At 47.3% G+C, this 17,460-nt stretch carries 10 protein-coding genes, 5 tRNA genes and 3 rRNA genes; 15 read left to right on the top strand and 3 right to left on the bottom strand.

Annotated features, from left to right (window positions below; genetic code table 11):
• Positions 1-312: 312 nt before the first annotated feature.
• Both recN and nadK read right to left on the bottom strand, forming a co-directional pair.
• Positions 313-1,980 (bottom strand): DNA repair protein RecN, encoded by a 1,668-nt coding sequence (gene recN, locus AC51G0_RS15465; RefSeq protein WP_496299593.1) that lies wholly within the window; start codon positions 1,978-1,980, stop codon positions 313-315.
• A 178-nt stretch (positions 1,981-2,158) separates the two neighbouring features.
• Entirely contained in the window at positions 2,159-3,040 is an 882-nt protein-coding gene (nadK, locus tag AC51G0_RS15460; protein WP_496299591.1) for an NAD(+) kinase, read from the bottom strand.
• Between the two features lie 196 nt (positions 3,041-3,236).
• On the opposite strand from nadK, the gene grpE reads away from it, so the two are divergent.
• The 3 genes from grpE (at position 3,237) to dnaJ (ending at position 7,222) form a co-directional block, all read left to right on the top strand.
• Entirely contained in the window at positions 3,237-3,857 is a 621-nt protein-coding gene (gene grpE, locus AC51G0_RS15455; RefSeq protein WP_496299589.1) for a nucleotide exchange factor GrpE, read from the top strand.
• A gap of 208 nt (positions 3,858-4,065) precedes the next feature.
• Positions 4,066-5,985: a molecular chaperone DnaK gene (dnaK, locus tag AC51G0_RS15450; protein ID WP_496299587.1), complete on the top strand. Its 1,920-nt coding sequence runs from the start codon at positions 4,066-4,068 to the stop codon at positions 5,983-5,985.
• Between the two features lie 88 nt (positions 5,986-6,073).
• On the top strand, positions 6,074-7,222 hold the full coding sequence (dnaJ, locus tag AC51G0_RS15445) for a molecular chaperone DnaJ (protein WP_496299585.1): 1,149 nt from the start codon (positions 6,074-6,076) through the stop codon (positions 7,220-7,222).
• Between the two features lie 63 nt (positions 7,223-7,285).
• Here the strand turns inward: dnaJ and AC51G0_RS15440 are convergent, their stop codons facing one another.
• A complete protein-coding gene (locus AC51G0_RS15440; RefSeq protein ID WP_496299584.1) occupies positions 7,286-7,762 on the bottom strand; it encodes a type IV pilin protein in 477 nt (158 codons plus the stop codon).
• Between the two features lie 73 nt (positions 7,763-7,835).
• Between AC51G0_RS15440 and AC51G0_RS15435 the strand changes: the two genes are divergently transcribed.
• From AC51G0_RS15435 to AC51G0_RS15380, 12 genes are all read left to right on the top strand, one after another.
• The gene (locus AC51G0_RS15435; protein ID WP_496299582.1) at positions 7,836-8,423 is read left to right on the top strand and encodes a pilus assembly FimT family protein; all 588 of its coding nucleotides are present in this window, start codon (positions 7,836-7,838) and stop codon (positions 8,421-8,423) included.
• Positions 8,401-9,036 carry a prepilin-type N-terminal cleavage/methylation domain-containing protein gene (locus AC51G0_RS15430; RefSeq protein WP_496299581.1) on the top strand — a complete coding sequence of 212 codons (636 nt, stop codon included), beginning with the start codon at positions 8,401-8,403 and terminating at the stop codon, positions 9,034-9,036. Before AC51G0_RS15435 ends, AC51G0_RS15430 begins: the two co-directional genes overlap by 23 nt.
• Positions 9,036-10,319 (top strand): hypothetical protein, encoded by a 1,284-nt coding sequence (locus AC51G0_RS15425; protein WP_496299579.1) that lies wholly within the window; start codon positions 9,036-9,038, stop codon positions 10,317-10,319. Before AC51G0_RS15430 ends, AC51G0_RS15425 begins: the two co-directional genes overlap by 1 nt.
• A complete protein-coding gene (locus AC51G0_RS15420; protein WP_496299578.1) occupies positions 10,309-10,719 on the top strand; it encodes a type IV pilus modification PilV family protein in 411 nt (136 codons plus the stop codon). The genes AC51G0_RS15425 and AC51G0_RS15420 overlap by 11 nt, the downstream gene beginning before the upstream one ends.
• Before the next feature lie 410 nt (positions 10,720-11,129).
• Positions 11,130-12,682: ribosomal RNA gene (locus AC51G0_RS15415) — 16S ribosomal RNA — on the top strand.
• A gap of 97 nt (positions 12,683-12,779) precedes the next feature.
• Positions 12,780-12,855 (top strand) — tRNA-Glu (locus tag AC51G0_RS15410).
• A 1-nt stretch (position 12,856) separates the two neighbouring features.
• Positions 12,857-12,932 (top strand) — tRNA-Lys (locus AC51G0_RS15405).
• A gap of 31 nt (positions 12,933-12,963) precedes the next feature.
• Positions 12,964-13,039, top strand: a tRNA-Val gene (locus tag AC51G0_RS15400).
• 36 nt (positions 13,040-13,075) lie between these two features.
• Positions 13,076-13,151, top strand: a tRNA-Ala gene (locus tag AC51G0_RS15395).
• Between the two features lie 348 nt (positions 13,152-13,499).
• Positions 13,500-16,391 (top strand): 23S ribosomal RNA (locus AC51G0_RS15390).
• 306 nt (positions 16,392-16,697) lie between these two features.
• Positions 16,698-16,813 (top strand): 5S ribosomal RNA (gene rrf / locus AC51G0_RS15385).
• Together the 16S, 23S and 5S rRNA genes with 5 tRNA genes alongside form the textbook arrangement of a ribosomal RNA operon.
• A 14-nt stretch (positions 16,814-16,827) precedes the next feature.
• Positions 16,828-16,904 (top strand) — tRNA-Asp (locus AC51G0_RS15380).
• Positions 16,905-17,460 lie beyond the last annotated feature (556 nt).

The following is a 17,460-nucleotide window of genomic DNA, read 5'->3' as shown; positions in this document are numbered from 1 at the left end:
CTGTGAGCTAGCTAAATAGTTGCATCACGGATTAAGTTTATTCCATAAATACCAAACAGAACAGCAATCTGAGCCAATCAGAGCGTATCCAGCCGTTTGAGAGCAACCTAAATTGATGAAGATATAGTGGTTCTACATCAAAACAATTTGGGGAAGCTATCGAGCGGCTGGGACGCTCCCGAAGGGCGAGTTGCAAAGTCTCAGCTACTGTGTTGCTTGATTTTGATGGATATTAATACACCTTCAATCAAGCGCCGTGTATCTGAATCTTTGCATTTTCGCTGATAGGTCAGATTGTTATTCTATTTGGTATTAGGCCGCAAACAGCAGTTCTTTTGCATTGGCCAGGGTTCTTTCAGTAATTTCACTACCACCTAGCAGGCGTGCCAGCTCGGAAACGCGGGCCTCTTCATTAAGCGGGTACATGTTGGTTTCTGTCTGGCCTTTGGTTGATTTCTTGGCTACGAACATTTGCTGGTGACCACAACCCGCAACCTGAGGCAAGTGGGTGACACACATTACCTGGGTTGATTCTCCTAAGGTGCGTAGCATCTTTCCGACAATGGCTGCAGTCGGCCCACTGATCCCGACATCGACTTCATCGAAAATCAAGCTTGGTGTTTCCACTTTTTGGGCCGTGATAACCTGAATTGCCAGAGAAATACGAGATAGCTCACCCCCTGATGCCACTTTGCCCAAAGGCTGGAGTGGTTGGCCTGGGTTGGTGGAGACCAAGAAAGTTATGTTGTCAAAGCCTAGCGGGCTGAGCATACCATCGGCATCGCTTTGGATATCAATTTTGAAAATACCGTGCTCCATGCTTAGTTGGTGCATACTGTCGGAAATTTTCTTATCCAGCTCTTTGGCATAACGCTGGCGGCTCTTGCTGAGCTTTTCGGCACTGGCCAGGAACTTTTGGCGCTGGACTTCTACCTGCTCGGCCATCTCTTCCAGGCGCTCGTCGCTGCAGTCAAGCTCATCGAGCTCTTTTAGTAGATCTTGGTGCTTTTGGTATAGCTCGTCTGGCATTACATAATGCTTGCGGGCCAGGGACATGATCTTGGCCAGGCGCTCTTCAAGATAGATCAGGCGCTGTGGATCCATGTCAAGGTTATCCAGATAGCAGCGAAGCTCCTGGCTCGCTTCCTGAACCTGGATAATGGCTTCATCGAGCATTTGTGGAATAGCACTGAGGTTGCTGTCCATTTCGCCAAGGCTAATTACTTGCTGGCTGGCCATCTGAAGTAGCTGCAGGGCGTTGCCTTCATCGCTGTCATACAGGACAGAAAGGGCTGTCTGACTTGATACGGCAAGCTCTCCGCTGTTTGACAGGCGTTTATGCTCTTCTTCGATCTCGGCAAACTCACTTTCAGCCAACGCCAGTTCATTGAGCTCTTTGACCTGGTATTGGGTTAGCTGTTTCTGGGCTTCATTTTCTTCCCGGTTCTGTGTCAGGCGCTTTAGTTCATTGTTGGCCTGACGCCAGATTTGATAAGCCTTGCGGGTTTTCTCCATCAATAGATGGTGGCCGGCATATTGATCCAGCATTTGCTGTTGGTACTCGGCACGCATTAACTGTTGATGCGCATGCTGGCCGTGAATGTTGATCAAAAGCTGACCGAGGGCCTTTTGCTGTGAGGCGGGTACAGGGCTGCCGTTGATGAAACCGCGGGAGCGGCCTTCTTTGGTGATCACCCGGCGCAGGATACACTCTTCGCCGTCGACTAATTCATTGTCTTCCAGCCAGCGGCGGGCCGCCTGGTTGTTCTGCAGCGAAAAGGCAGCTGAAATTTCAGCTTTGTCTTCACTCGGCCGAACCATACCGGCATCAGCCCGATCTCCTAAACATAAACCGAGTGCGTCGATCGCAATAGATTTACCCGCACCGGTTTCACCTGTGATGGTGGTCATTCCCGATTTCAGTTCAAATTCAAGGTTTTTGACAATAGCAAAATTAGAGATCGTCATATGCGCAAGCATGCGTTCACCTGTTTAAATCAACACCTGTTTTTTCATACAGTATATACTGTATCTACATACAGTAAAGGTGCTGGATGAAGTTTTTCTTGAGAAACTTTGATATTGGTTAAGGTTTTGAATTGCGGGAATAAAAAAGCCAGCGTGAAGCTGGCTTAGTAATAAGGGGATAGGGGAGCAATTAGAACAGTTTGCTTGACCAGCCTAGTTTTCCTCGCAGCACGTTGTAGTAGCTGTAGTTCTTCGGATGGATCAGTTTTAGCTGATCGGGGCTTTGGTAAATATGGATTTCGTCCCCGGGGCTGACAGGCAGAGAGACCTGCCCATCACAGCTGACTTCGAGGGTGCTGCCATTGGTTGGTGACACCAGAAGCTTGATCCTGCTGTTGCCGTCAACAACTAGCGGCCGGCATGACAGCGTATGCGGGAACATAGGTACTAAGGAAATCGCATTTAAGCTCGGTGACAGAATCGGGCCGCCGCCTGAAAGCGAGTACGCGGTTGAACCGGTTGGGGTCGAGATAATCAGGCCGTCTGAGCGCTGAGAGAAGGCGAAGGTGTCGTCGATGTATACCTCGAACTCAATCATATGGGCAATTTTATCAGGGTGCAAAACTGCTTCGTTCAATGCCGCGTTTCGACTTTTGATCTGTCCGTGACGGTGCACTTCCGCTTCTAGCAGGAAGCGTTTCTCGGTGATGAACTCACCTTCCAATACCCGCTCGAGCTCTGAGTCAAAGGAGTCGGGGTCAAGGTCGGTTAGAAAACCGAGATTGCCGCGGTTCACACCGATCACAGCCACATCAAAGCGAGAAAGTACCCGGGCGGCACCGAGCATATTCCCATCACCGCCGACAACAATTGCCAGGCCGGCTTTATCACCAATAGTGAGCAGATCGCATAATGACGATTGTGGAACGTCCAGGTCGTTGGCTAACCTGTGATCCACCAAGACTTCATAGCCTTTGGTGACTAACCAGTCATAGAGACTTTTGTGAGTTTGCAGGGCGTCAGGGTTTCTCGGTTTACCAATTAACGCGATTGTCTGAAAAATGCGCTTCATGTCCTTGATCCGACAGATGATAGTGGAGCCAGTATAGCGCTAGGATTGGATACTTGTCGCGCTTTGTGAGCGATCTCGGCTTGAATCATTGAACTTCATCCCCATAATATGCGCATGAACGTTTTTTCTGGGTGGAACCTGTGTGTTTTTTCCATTCAATCGACGAACAATATTATCTTGGCGGAGAAGCGAAAGCATGAGCAACGAAGAGAAAAAAGTACAGGACGAACAGCTGCAGCAAGACACTGTGGATGCAGCTGAAACTGAATCTGCTGAGGAACAAGTAGTAGAAATGACTGCAGAAGAGCTTCAGGCTGCGCGTATCGCAGAACTTGAAGCTGCTCTGCTAACTAGCGAAGCGAAGGTACGAGACCAGCAAGACAGTGTATTGCGTGCTCGCGCAGATATTGAAAATATGCGCCGCCGTACCGAGCAAGAAGTCGACAAGGCGCGTAAATTCGCCCTGAACAAGTTTGCTGAAGAGCTATTGCCGGTTATCGATAACATGGAACGTGCTATCGAGATGTCTGACAAGAGTGATGAAGCGATCAAGCCAATGCTAGAAGGTGTTGAGCTGACGCTGAAAACAATGACTGACACTGTCGAGAAGTTTGGCCTGAAGCAAATCAACCCGGTTGGCGAAGCTTTCAACCCTGAGTTCCACCAGGCGATGTCGATCCAGGAAAGTGCTGAGCATGAGCCAAATACGGTGATGCTGGTAATGCAGAAAGGTTACGAGCTTAACGGCCGTGTTGTACGTCCGGCAATGGTAATGGTATCTAAGGCGGCTGCAGGTAACGTGGATACCCAGGCGTAAGTCGGTCCTTTGCTAACAGAAGCCCGTGGTGTAAACGCGGGTTTTTATTTTTTTGATTTTTTTTCGATGTTGCCCTTGAAAACAAAATGACTGCCCTTATCTAGTAGTCATACGACATCGTAAATTAATTTCTGCGGTAGAGTCCGCACCGCTTGCTCGCATATGTAGAGCTGGTAAGTAGAACTAAACGAATTTCGGAGAAAGCCTGATGGGTAAAATCATTGGTATTGACTTGGGTACAACTAACTCTTGTGTAGCAGTACTTGATGGTGAAAAACCACGCGTAGTTGAAAATGCAGAGGGTGAGCGTACAACGGCATCTGTTGTTGCTTACACCCAAGATGGTGAAACATTAGTTGGTCAGCCAGCTAAGCGTCAGGCGGTAACAAACCCTGAAAACACGCTTTTCGCTATCAAACGTCTGATCGGTCGTCGTTTTGAAGACGAAGAAGTTCAGCGTGATATCGAAATCATGCCTTTCAAAATCGTTAAGGCAGATAACGGCGATGCATGGGTAGAAGCAAAAGGCCAGAAAATGGCGGCTCCTCAGGTATCTGCTGAAGTTCTTAAGAAAATGAAGAAAACGGCTGAAGACTTCCTAGGCGAAGAAGTAACTGGTGCAGTTGTCACTGTTCCTGCTTACTTCAACGATGCACAGCGTCAGGCAACAAAAGATGCTGGCCGTATCGCAGGTCTTGAAGTTAAGCGTATCATCAACGAACCAACAGCGGCTGCACTAGCTTACGGTCTTGATAAGCAAGGCGGCGACCGCACTATCGCTGTTTACGACCTTGGTGGTGGTACGTTCGATATCTCAATCATCGAAATCGATGAAGTTGAAGGCGAGAAAACATTTGAAGTTCTAGCAACTAACGGTGATACACACCTTGGTGGTGAAGATTTCGATAACCGCATGATCAACTACCTGGTAGAAGAGTTCAACAAAGAGCAAGGCATCAACCTTAAGAACGATCCTCTTGCAATGCAGCGCGTTAAAGAAGCGGCTGAAAAAGCGAAAATTGAACTGTCTTCTGCACAGCAAACTGACGTAAACCTACCTTACGTAACTGCTGATGCAACAGGTCCTAAGCACATGAACATCAAAGTGACTCGTGCGAAGCTTGAGTCTCTTGTTGAAGATCTAGTACAGCGTTCTCTTGAGCCGCTAAAAGTTGCTCTTGCTGATGCAGACCTATCTGTTGGCGATATCACTGACGTTATCCTAGTTGGTGGTCAGACTCGTATGCCAATGGTTCAGGCTAAAGTAACTGAATTCTTCGGCAAAGAACCACGTAAAGACGTGAACCCAGATGAAGCTGTTGCTGTTGGTGCGGCAGTTCAGGGCGGCGTACTTGCAGGCGACGTGAAAGACGTTCTTCTACTAGACGTTACTCCACTATCTCTTGGTATTGAAACCATGGGTGGCGTAATGACTAAACTTATCGAGAAGAACACCACGATCCCAACAAAAGCAAATCAGGTATTCTCAACTGCAGAAGACAACCAGAACGCGGTTACAATCCACGTTCTACAGGGTGAGCGTAAGCAAGCGACCTACAACAAGTCACTTGGCCAGTTCAACCTTGAAGGTATCCAGGCTGCTCCTCGCGGTATGCCTCAAATCGAAGTGACTTTCGATCTTGATGCAGATGGTATCCTTCACGTATCTGCAAAAGATAAGAGCACAGGCAAAGAGCAGAAGATCACTATCCAAGCTTCTGGCGGCCTGAGCGATGAAGATATCGAGAAAATGGTACAAGAAGCAGAAGCTAACAAAGAAGCTGACAAGAAGTTCGAAGAGTTAGTAACTGCACGTAACCAAGCTGACCAGCTAGTTCACGGTACGCGCAAGCAAATCGAAGAAGCGGGTGAAGCACTTCCTGCTGATGAGAAAGAAAAAATCGAAGCCGCTATTTCTGAACTAGAAGAAGCACGTAAAGGCGAAGATAAAGAAGCGATTGACGCAAAAGTTCAAGCGCTAATCGAAGCTTCTCAGAAGCTAATGGAAATCGCTCAGCAGCAAGCTCAAGCTCAGCAGGCACAAGCCGGTGAAGGCGAGCAGAAAGCTCAACAAGACGAAAATGTTGTTGACGCTGAGTTCGAAGAAGTTAAAGACGATAAAAAATAAGATAGTTAATTCATAATCTTATTTTCGCACGGGCGTTAGAGGAGTACTCTTGCGCCCGTAGTTGTATTCAGGCAGGTGACAGTTAAGTATGTCAAAACGTGACTTTTACGAAGTTCTTGGCGTTGGCCGTGACGCGTCAGAACGTGATATTAAAAAGGCCTATAAGCGCCTTGCGATGAAGTTTCACCCCGACCGTAATCAGGGTGATGATCAGGCTGCAGAAAAATTCAAAGAAGTTAAAACCGCTTATGAGATCTTAACTGATCCTCAAAAGAAAGCCGCATACGATCAGTATGGCCATGCTGCTTTTGAACAAGGCGGAATGGGCGGCGGCGGTGGCGGCTTCGGTGGCGGCGCAGACTTTGGCGATATTTTCGGCGATGTGTTCGGCGATATCTTCGGTGGTGGCGGTGGTCGTCGCGGTGGCCAGCAACGTGCGCAACGTGGTGCTGATTTGCGCTACAACATGGAACTGACCTTAGAAGAAGCCGTACGTGGTTGTTCTAAGGAAATCCGTGTCCCAACCTTAGTTGGTTGTGATACCTGTGACGGTTCTGGTGCTAAGAAAGGTACGTCAGCGACAACCTGTGGCACCTGTCATGGTCAAGGCCAAGTGCAAATGCGCCAGGGCTTCTTTGCCGTACAGCAGACTTGTCCGCACTGTCATGGTCGCGGCAAGATCATCAAAGAGCCTTGTGGTACCTGTCACGGCCAAGGCCGTAAGGAAGAAACTAAGACTCTATCTGTGAAGATCCCGGCTGGCGTTGATACGGGTGATCGTATCCGTCTATCTGGTGAAGGTGAAGCGGGTGAATTTGGTGCACCAGCAGGCGATCTGTACGTACAGGTTCACGTAGCCCAGCACCATATCTTCGAGCGTGATGGTAGCAACCTATATTGCGAAGTACCGGTCAGCTTTACAATGGCAGCCCTAGGTGGCGAAGTTGAAGTGCCGACTTTAGATGGCCGTGTAAACCTGAAAGTACCGTCAGAGACCCAAACCGGCCGCATGTTCCGTATGCGTGCTAAAGGTGTGAAGTCTGTTCGTGGTGGTACGGTGGGCGATCTGATTTGTAAGCTGGTGGTTGAAACGCCGGTTAACCTGAGCTCACGTCAGAAAGAACTTCTGCAAGAGCTGGAAGATACCCTGGGTGGATCAGCTGCAAAGAAGCACAAGCCAAAATCTGAAGGCTTCTTCGATGGTGTGAAGAAGTTCTTTGATGATTTGACGGGTTAGTAGCTTGTCATATGTGATTATTAAAAGCCGACGAAAGTCGGCTTTTTTGTAGGTTAATTGTCTTTACCAGCACCCGTTTACTGATTTCCCGTCTTTTTTAGCCTCTCCAATCCCTGCTGCGTTTAAGGAAAGCGTTCCGCAGTTGTCATCGGCTTGTACCGTTCCTGATTTGGGAACAGCTTTGATTTTATAGGTGTTCATTCCCGTTCCCGATGAATCAATATCCAGCTTATATCTATTAATGTCTGACTCGCAAAAGCTACATGTCCCGCCACTGATAATGCTGTAGTCGTAGTTGCTACTTTGGGTATAGCCTTCTTCCAGCGTTAATTGAATCTTTATCATATCGGTCATTGCCTGAGCTCGATGGCCTTTTTTAAGATGGTTTTGGTAGGAAGGGTAGGCGATTGTCGTCAATATTCCGATCACGGCGATAGCGACTAGCAATTCGATTAGTGTCACGCCTTTTTGTTTCACCATTTCTTTATATCTCGTATTTTTTAGAGTTAGCTCGATAACTTTTCTAATTAAATCAAACATATCTTGCTGTGGTGATAGCATATAAATCAAGGTGATATTGAACTGTCACGATGTTTGCAAAGGGAATTGGGGAATGGCTCGCGAAACATTCATCAGATTACTTTTCATGCGCAACAACGGCCAAAGCGTTGATGGATTTACTTTGCTCGAGATGCTGATTGTCATCGCTGTAATGGTGGTACTGGCCACTGCGGCAGCCCCTTCCTTTAGTTCGTTAATTGAGAGCAACAAGGTTAAACGACTCGCGACAGAAATAAAGTGGTTATTGGTTCAGGCAAAATCTGAAGCGGTGATGAGAAATGAAGAGTTGAAAGTTCATTTCGTTCGGGATGATGGCAACGAAACTGTTTACAAAAATGACGGTGAGTGGGTGATTGCAGTCACCAATGCAACCACAACAGTAACAAGCCGTAACTTGGCAAGGAATGCCGCGATTCTCCTACTTGATGGAAAGGATTTTTCGAAGGTATATACATCAGTCACTTCAGGTTCTAAAAGTTATTCCATTGATCCGGTGAGGGCTACCTCGAGTAATCAGGTCGCTTATCAATTTTATACCGTGGCTAATAAAGATTTGAAGGTATTGATTAATCAGGTATCTGGCCGAATTAAAACCTGTGGAATAACCGGAGGCTATTATGGCTATGAAAAATGTAGCTAAACGCTTGGTAATGCAGCGTGGTTTCTCACTAATTGAATTATTGGTTGCATCCAGTCTCGGATTGATTGTGCTTGGTTCTGTTGGGGCTGTTTTTCTCTCTGGCTACAACTTAGCTGCAGAGCGAACCAAGCAGTTGATGTTAGCCCAAGGTATGAACGACGCCATTCGTTTGATAAAAAATGATGTACAACGCGCGGGATTTAACGCCAATAATACAGGATCGCTGGTGCTATCAGGTTCGACTTCAACCTTTGTTGTTCCATCAACAAACGATGCTGTTAGTTATATTTATGAAGATGAGAATGCCAAGTGGCGTATCGTCAAGTTTCGTTTAAAGACTGGTTCACCTAAATCACTTCAAATGTGTGTCGATACAGTTCCTAAAGCAGGTGCGGTAATGCAAACGGATGCCACTTGTGGGAGTGGTAATAAGACATCGACATTGCTTGATTTATCTCATATAACAATAACTAATTTTAGCGTTACACCAACATTATTGGCGTCATCCAGTGCTAGTTCAACATTATTGAACATCAGTCTAACGGCATCATTAAAAAATAGCAGTTATTCAAAAACTGTTGAGACAAGCGTTAAGGCAAGGAATTGGAATTAATGAAAAGTCAAAATGGAATGGCGACCTTATTAGTTACAGTGATGCTGTTAGTTGTTTCGCTACTGTTTTCACTGGCGTCGTATAAAAATTTATTTTATCAAATAAAGAGGACACAGAATGAAGTTTTAGCAAGAAAAGCTCATTGGTTGGCTGAAGGTGGGGTGGAGTGTGGCTTTACACAAGTAATGATATTAAAAGATGTTAATGAAGCTAAATTAAAATTGGACGATAATTGTAAGACTCCTTTACAGTTATCTGGTTTAGATATTAGTGGGGTCGGACCTTACTTGCTAGCTTCAAATTCAAATGTAAATGATGCAGTCAAGATTATCAAAAAGAACTTTGTTACTGGCGGCAGCGGGACTTCAGGGGTGTTAAAAAGTAGTTCTGATATTTTTTTTAGTGGATCATATACATTATCTCCAGATCCAGGTACAAAAATATCGAATACTAATACTTGGCAATGTACGATATTACGCTTTAAAGGAACCGTTGATGTTTTTGGTCATTTGATCAACCAAGGTTTTATCGGTTCTGAGCCACCTTATACAGACTTTCCAGCTGGACAATCATGTGCGTCCGGGTATCAATCGACGATAGGCTCTGGAAGCTGGTCTGGAACATTGGGTAATGACAAGCGAGATGTTTTATATGATCCTGATTTTGATCCATTTCAAGATGTGTTTTCTACTCCTCGATCAAATTGGCAAGATATTAAGGATAGTAAAGACTTTAAGCTGTTATATGGCACTATGGTTACAACCTTATCTGGAGGTGTTCAATATAAAAAACTTGTAAATTGTGGGGAAAAAATTGCTGGAGCGATAAAAGATAAGTTTGATCTTATTTGGGTTGATGGAACTTGTGAATTAAATGAAAGTGATGATGCATTTAAGGTTATTGATCAAGCTATAGCTGATACACCATCTATTGATGGGATAATTTTGGTGATTCAAGATGGAATACTATCAGTTCGTGGTGCTCATAAGTTTCCAGGAATGATATATCATTTTAATACTATATTTTCACCTCATCCTGATATTTGGGCTGATATGGCATCCCATAAAAATTTACCTATTAACTCTTCAGTGCCGTTAGATAAAGTATCGTACTATCAATCGGGAGCGTTTATGCCATCAGGTGGGTATGTTATGGATGCACCTGGCCAATACGCTGTTTTTGGAAGTGCAATGAATTTTTTGTACAACCGTAATCTGATAGAAAAACCCTTAAATAAGTTTAAGAAAGTTCGATGGATTGAGGGATCATGGAATGACATCTAACTTTAAAGGCTTTAGCCTCATTGAGGTACTCATCTCGTTACTTGTATTGTCTATTGGTGTTTTGGGGTTGGTAAAACTGCAAACCTATATGGAAGTGAAATCTGAAAGTGCGCTGCGTAGTATCGATGCCCTCTATTTAGCAGAAGAGAAATTAGAGCATTTTCGAACACGTTCACAAAGTGCTGCAATAGGTACAATACTGTATAGCGCGATTGTTAATTCGACTGAATCTCTATCAATGGCGGGTTCGACAGTAACTAGAGTTGTCACTGTAAATGATGATACTCCAGTTGCTGGAACCAAAAAGGTTAATGTTACTGTTAGCTGGACAGATCGATGGAACAATAACCAGTCAGTAGCTTTAGATACAGTTATCTCTAAATATAGTGAGTTTGATTAACTGTTGCCCCTTTATCTGTGATGCCGCTCTATACAGTTTTGCGCATTTTGGTTAAAGTTTGCCCGCTTGGCGTTTTTTCTTCAAAAAACTGTTGTAACTACCAAATATCTCCCTATAATTCGCTTCCGTTGTCACGACAAACTACTCGTTAGATAGCTGAGGCAACAACGTTCTTTAACAATTTGACCATGCAATCTGTGTGGGCACTCGTGAAATGATTAGTCAAAAGATTTATCAATGAACTGAGTGACCAAGAGCTAGAAATAGTTCGATTGCTTTTTTGTTTCACTTTTTATTAAAAAGTGAAAATAAGAAAGCGGCACAGTCAATTCGAGTTCTCGTTACTAGCTTCTAGTAATGGAAACTCAATCAGTATTCATTGAGCCGTTTCGAAAGAAACAACAAAACTTTAATTGAAGAGTTTGATCATGGCTCAGATTGAACGCTGGCGGCAGGCCTAACACATGCAAGTCGAGCGGCAGCGACAACATTGAACCTTCGGGGGATTTGTTGGGCGGCGAGCGGCGGACGGGTGAGTAATGCCTGGGAATATGCCTTAGTGTGGGGGATAACTATTGGAAACGATAGCTAATACCGCATAATGCCTACGGGCCAAAGAGGGGGACCTTCGGGCCTCTCGCGCTAAGATTAGCCCAGGTGGGATTAGCTTGTTGGTGGGGTAACGGCTCACCAAGGCGACGATCCCTAGCTGGTCTGAGAGGATGATCAGCCACACTGGAACTGAGACACGGTCCAGACTCCTACGGGAGGCAGCAGTGGGGAATATTGCACAATGGGGGAAACCCTGATGCAGCCATGCCGCGTGTATGAAGAAGGCCTTCGGGTTGTAAAGTACTTTCAGTCGTGAGGAAGGGTGTGTAGTTAATAGCTGCATGCCTTGACGTTAGCGACAGAAGAAGCACCGGCTAACTCCGTGCCAGCAGCCGCGGTAATACGGAGGGTGCGAGCGTTAATCGGAATTACTGGGCGTAAAGCGCATGCAGGCGGTCTGTTAAGCAAGATGTGAAAGCCCGGGGCTCAACCTCGGAACAGCATTTTGAACTGGCAGACTAGAGTCTTGTAGAGGGGGGTAGAATTTCAGGTGTAGCGGTGAAATGCGTAGAGATCTGAAGGAATACCGGTGGCGAAGGCGGCCCCCTGGACAAAGACTGACGCTCAGATGCGAAAGCGTGGGGAGCAAACAGGATTAGATACCCTGGTAGTCCACGCCGTAAACGATGTCTACTTGGAGGTTGTGGCCTTGAGCCGTGGCTTTCGGAGCTAACGCGTTAAGTAGACCGCCTGGGGAGTACGGTCGCAAGATTAAAACTCAAATGAATTGACGGGGGCCCGCACAAGCGGTGGAGCATGTGGTTTAATTCGATGCAACGCGAAGAACCTTACCTACTCTTGACATCCAGAGAAGTTACCAGAGATGGTTTCGTGCCTTCGGGAACTCTGAGACAGGTGCTGCATGGCTGTCGTCAGCTCGTGTTGTGAAATGTTGGGTTAAGTCCCGCAACGAGCGCAACCCCTATCCTTGTTTGCCAGCGCGTAATGGCGGGAACTCCAGGGAGACTGCCGGTGATAAACCGGAGGAAGGTGGGGACGACGTCAAGTCATCATGGCCCTTACGAGTAGGGCTACACACGTGCTACAATGGCGTATACAGAGGGCTGCCAACCAGCGATGGTGAGCGAATCCCACAAAGTACGTCGTAGTCCGGATTGGAGTCTGCAACTCGACTCCATGAAGTCGGAATCGCTAGTAATCGTAGATCAGAATGCTACGGTGAATACGTTCCCGGGCCTTGTACACACCGCCCGTCACACCATGGGAGTGGGCTGCACCAGAAGTAGATAGCTTAACCTTCGGGAGGGCGTTTACCACGGTGTGGTTCATGACTGGGGTGAAGTCGTAACAAGGTAGCCCTAGGGGAACCTGGGGCTGGATCACCTCCTTACCTAAAGACTTGCTGTTTTATGCAGTGTCCACACAGATTGCTTGGTCGAAATGTAGAGAGCATTCAAGTTGCCCAACAACTTGAATAGAAACACTTAGTCCCGTTCGTCTAGAGGCCTAGGACACCGCCCTTTCACGGCGGTAACAGGGGTTCGACTCCCCTACGGGACGCCAAGGGTCGTTAGCTCAGTTGGTAGAGCAGTTGACTTTTAATCAATTGGTCGCAGGTTCGAATCCTGCACGACCCACCATTCTTTCTCACGAAGGAATTAAAACTATCGTGGGCGATTAGCTCAGTTGGGAGAGCACCTCCCTTACAAGGAGGGGGTCACTGGTTCGAGCCCGGTATCGCCCACCACTTTTTCCTTTATCTAAAGAAAAAAGAACCCATTATGGGGCTATAGCTCAGCTGGGAGAGCGCTTCGCTGGCAGCGAAGAGGTCTGCGGTTCGATCCCGCATAGCTCCACCACTCTCTAAATATTTTCTGCACGAAACGCAGATTCAATGGCGAAATACTGCCGTTGGGTCGATTTTGTGTCGATGAAAGTTTTTAGAAAGTGGATCTTTTATCTTTTTGAAGATAACGAAACACATGCTCTTTAACAATCTGGAAAGCTGACTAGTAAATTCATTTTACGAAGTATTGTAAGATTGAATTAAATGTTTCATCGAGAGATGAAACGAGTTCTCAAGCAAACACATTCAAGTGTCTTGTGTAGAGTCCGGCGAAAAACCAATGTCTCCCTGCTCTTTCATGTAGAGAAGGAGAGACACAAACCTTGGTTGTTTGAACATACGAAACCTCTTGGGGTTGTATGGTTAAGTGACTAAGCGTACACGGTGGATGCCTTGGCAGTCAGAGGCGATGAAGGACGTATTAACTTGCGATAAGCCCAGTTTAGGCAGTAAAAGCCACCTGAGACTGGGATTTCCGAATGGGGAAACCCACTGGCATAAGCCAGTATCGCTACGTGAATACATAGCGTAGCGAGGCGAACCGGGGGAACTGAAACATCTAAGTACCCCGAGGAACAGAAATCAACCGAGATTCCGGCAGTAGCGGCGAGCGAAACCGGATTAGCCCTTAAGCTAGTTGAGCGTTAGGCGAATGTGCTGGAAAGCACAGCAGTAAAGGGTGATAGCCCCGTAGCCGACAGCGCGCTTTTAGTGAAATCGAGTAGGACGGGACACGTGATATCCTGTCTGAACATGGGGGGACCATCCTCCAAGGCTAAATACTCCTGACTGACCGATAGTGAACCAGTACCGTGAGGGAAAGGCGAAAAGAACCCCTGTGAGGGGAGTGAAATAGAACCTGAAACCGTGTACGTACAAGCAGTAGGAGCACCTTCGTGGTGTGACTGCGTACCTTTTGTATAATGGGTCAGCGACTTAATTTTAGTAGCAAGGTTAACCGTATAGGGGAGCCGTAGGGAAACCGAGTCTTAACTGGGCGCATAAGTTGCTAGGATTAGACCCGAAACCAGGTGATCTAGCCATGGGCAGGTTGAAGGTGAGGTAACACTTACTGGAGGACCGAACCGACTAATGTTGAAAAATTAGCGGATGACTTGTGGCTAGGGGTGAAAGGCCAATCAAACCTGGAGATAGCTGGTTCTCCCCGAAAGCTATTTAGGTAGCGCCTCGGACGAATACTACTGGGGGTAGAGCACTGTTAAGGCTAGGGGGTCATCCCGACTTACCAACCCTTTGCAAACTCCGAATACCAGTAAGTACTATCCGGGAGACACACGGCGGGTGCTAACGTCCGTCGTGGAGAGGGAAACAACCCAGACCGCCAGCTAAGGTCCCAAAGTTATAGCTAAGTGGGAAACGATGTGGGAAGGCTCAGACAGCCAGGATGTTGGCTTAGAAGCAGCCATCATTTAAAGAAAGCGTAATAGCTCACTGGTCGAGTCGGCCTGCGCGGAAGATTTAACGGGGCTAAGCTATACACCGAAGCTGCGGCAATGCAGTTTACTGCATTGGGTAGGGGAGCGTTCTGTAAGCCGTTGAAGGTGAATCGTAAGGTTTGCTGGAGGTATCAGAAGTGCGAATGCTGACATGAGTAACGATAAAGGGAGTGAAAAACTCCCTCGCCGGAAGATCAAGGGTTCCTGTCCAACGTTAATCGGGGCAGGGTAAGTCGACCCCTAAGGCGAGGCCGAAAGGCGTAGTCGATGGGAAACAGGTTAATATTCCTGTACTGCTTATAACTGCGATGGGGGGACGGAGAAGGCTAGGTGGGCCAGGCGACGGTTGTCCTGGTTCAAGGGTGTAGGCTGTATTCTTAGGTAAATCCGGGAATACTTAAGGCTGAGACCCGATGTCGAGCCGCTACGGCGGTGAAGTCATTGATGCCATGCTTCCGGGAAAAGCCTCTAAGCGATAGGTTGTAAGCAATCGTACCCCAAACCGACACAGGTGATCAGGTAGAGAATACCAAGGCGCTTGAGAGAACTCGGGTGAAGGAACTAGGCAAAATGGTACCGTAACTTCGGGAGAAGGTACGCTCCTGGCGGTGAAGTCCCTTGCGGATGGAGCTACTGGGAGTCGCAGATACCAGGTGGCTGCAACTGTTTATTAAAAACACAGCACTGTGCAAAATCGAAAGATGACGTATACGGTGTGACGCCTGCCCGGTGCCGGAAGGTTAATTGATGGGGTTAGACTTCGGTCGAAGCTCTTGATCGAAGCCCCGGTAAACGGCGGCCGTAACTATAACGGTCCTAAGGTAGCGAAATTCCTTGTCGGGTAAGTTCCGACCTGCACGAATGGCGTAATGATGGCCACGCTGTCTCCACCCGAGACTCAGTGAAATTGAAATCGCAGTGAAGATGCTGTGTACCCGCGGCTAGACGGAAAGACCCCGTGAACCTTTACTACAGCTTGGCACTGAACATTGACCCTACATGTGTAGGATAGGTGGGAGGCTTTGAAACCATGTCGCTAGATATGGTGGAGCCGTCCTTGAAATACCACCCTTGTAGTGTTGATGTTCTAACGTCGCCCCCTTATCGGGGGTGCGGACAGTGCCTGGTGGGTAGTTTGACTGGGGCGGTCTCCTCCCAAAGAGTAACGGAGGAGCACGAAGGTGGGCTAATCACGGTCGGACATCGTGAGGTTAGTGCAATGGCATAAGCCCGCTTGACTGCGAGAATGACAATTCGAGCAGGTGCGAAAGCAGGTCATAGTGATCCGGTGGTTCTGAATGGAAGGGCCATCGCTCAACGGATAAAAGGTACTCCGGGGATAACAGGCTGATACCGCCCAAGAGTTCATATCGACGGCGGTGTTTGGCACCTCGATGTCGGCTCATCACATCCTGGGGCTGAAGTCGGTCCCAAGGGTATGGCTGTTCGCCATTTAAAGTGGTACGCGAGCTGGGTTTAGAACGTCGTGAGACAGTTCGGTCCCTATCTGCCGTGGGCGTTGGATGATTGAAGGGGGCTGCTCCTAGTACGAGAGGACCGGAGTGGACGAACCTCTGGTGTTCGGGTTGTCACGCCAGTGGCATTGCCCGGTAGCTAAGTTCGGAATCGATAAGCGCTGAAAGCATCTAAGCGCGAAGCGAGCCCTGAGATGAGTCATCCCTGATACTTTAAGTATCCTAAAGGGTTGTTGGAGACTACGACGTAGATAGGCAGGGTGTGTAAGTGCTGCGAGGCATTGAGCTAACCTGTACTAATTGCCCGTGAGGCTTAACCATACAACACCCAAGGGGTTTTTCACTGAAATCGTTCCCGGAATGCCGGACCAAGACGATTATCAGTATTGCCTACATCCATGTAGGTATGGACTCCACGAACACTTGAATGATGTGCTGAGAACAAGTCAGATATTTCCAGATTATGAAGATATTCCGCCTACCTAAGGTAGCGCCGGAATAAAGTTCGATAGCAAGACAAGTTGTGAGTCGAGCGAAGGAGTTTAGCCTGCTAAATGACTGAGCGAGAGAGCAACTTAACGTAGCTAGCGGGCTTTATAGCCAGCGGAATATATTCAAAAGAATTTTCTTGGCGACCATAGCATTATGGACCCACCTGATCCCATGCCGAACTCAGTAGTGAAACGTAATAGCGCCGATGGTAGTGTGGGGTCTCCCCATGTGAGAGTAGGACATCGCCAGGCTTTAAATTTAGTGCGGAGTGGTAGTTCAGTTGGTTAGAATACCGGCCTGTCACGCCGGGGGTCGCGGGTTCGAGTCCCGTCCACTCCGCCAATCATTAAGTCCCTAGCAGAAATGCTGGGGATTTTTTGTATGTCAGTACAAGAGCGGTAGTTCAGTTGGTTAGCCTATTTACCTTGAAAGCAGTGGCCTGTCACGCTGCCGAAGGCATTCGCGGGTTCGAGTCCCGGTCGATCGCGACCCCAGCCGCTCCGCCACTTATACTAAGCCCAAGACTAGGCGTCCCCGACGAAAGGCTTGGGCTTTTTTACATCTGAAGGATTTACCCCTAGATTGCTATCTGATACCAACCTAAATAAATATCTGGTCATTTTTCATGGTTAAAATCACCAACTACTGCGTTGAAAATTTTGTAATTAGAACCACTAGTTACTGCAATTTCCGCCTTGTATTTGGCAATTTTTCCACATGAAAAATCGACCATCTACTTATCCAGATTGGTATGACTGTACATTTCCCGTTTATTACCAGATATCAAACCAAGAGGTAATGACTTTTGTTCAGGCTGCAGCATGGCGTACTCCCGCGATAGAGGGATGTCGCTCGCACCATAAAGTGCTTCAAGGTAAGATAGACGCAATGGTTAAAG

This window comes from Photobacterium sp. HL06 (assembly GCF_059552575.1).
Note: the sequence above shows the minus strand (reverse complement) of the source record. Positions and strands in the feature narration are given on the sequence as shown.

Excerpts from the sequence above, each read along its gene's own strand:
- recN (WP_496299593.1), bottom strand. The coding sequence starts at position 1,980 with ATGCTTGCGCATATGACGATCTCTAATTTTGCTATTGTCAAAAACCTT.
- nadK (WP_496299591.1), bottom strand. The coding sequence starts at position 3,040 with ATGAAGCGCATTTTTCAGACAATCGCGTTAATTGGTAAACCGAGAAAC.
- grpE (WP_496299589.1), top strand. The coding sequence starts at position 3,237 with ATGAGCAACGAAGAGAAAAAAGTACAGGACGAACAGCTGCAGCAAGAC.
- dnaK (WP_496299587.1), top strand. The coding sequence starts at position 4,066 with ATGGGTAAAATCATTGGTATTGACTTGGGTACAACTAACTCTTGTGTA.
- dnaJ (WP_496299585.1), top strand. The coding sequence starts at position 6,074 with ATGTCAAAACGTGACTTTTACGAAGTTCTTGGCGTTGGCCGTGACGCG.
- AC51G0_RS15440 (WP_496299584.1), bottom strand. The coding sequence starts at position 7,762 with ATGTTTGATTTAATTAGAAAAGTTATCGAGCTAACTCTAAAAAATACG.
- AC51G0_RS15435 (WP_496299582.1), top strand. The coding sequence starts at position 7,836 with ATGGCTCGCGAAACATTCATCAGATTACTTTTCATGCGCAACAACGGC.
- AC51G0_RS15430 (WP_496299581.1), top strand. The coding sequence starts at position 8,401 with ATGGCTATGAAAAATGTAGCTAAACGCTTGGTAATGCAGCGTGGTTTC.
- AC51G0_RS15425 (WP_496299579.1), top strand. The coding sequence starts at position 9,036 with ATGAAAAGTCAAAATGGAATGGCGACCTTATTAGTTACAGTGATGCTG.
- AC51G0_RS15420 (WP_496299578.1), top strand. The coding sequence starts at position 10,309 with ATGACATCTAACTTTAAAGGCTTTAGCCTCATTGAGGTACTCATCTCG.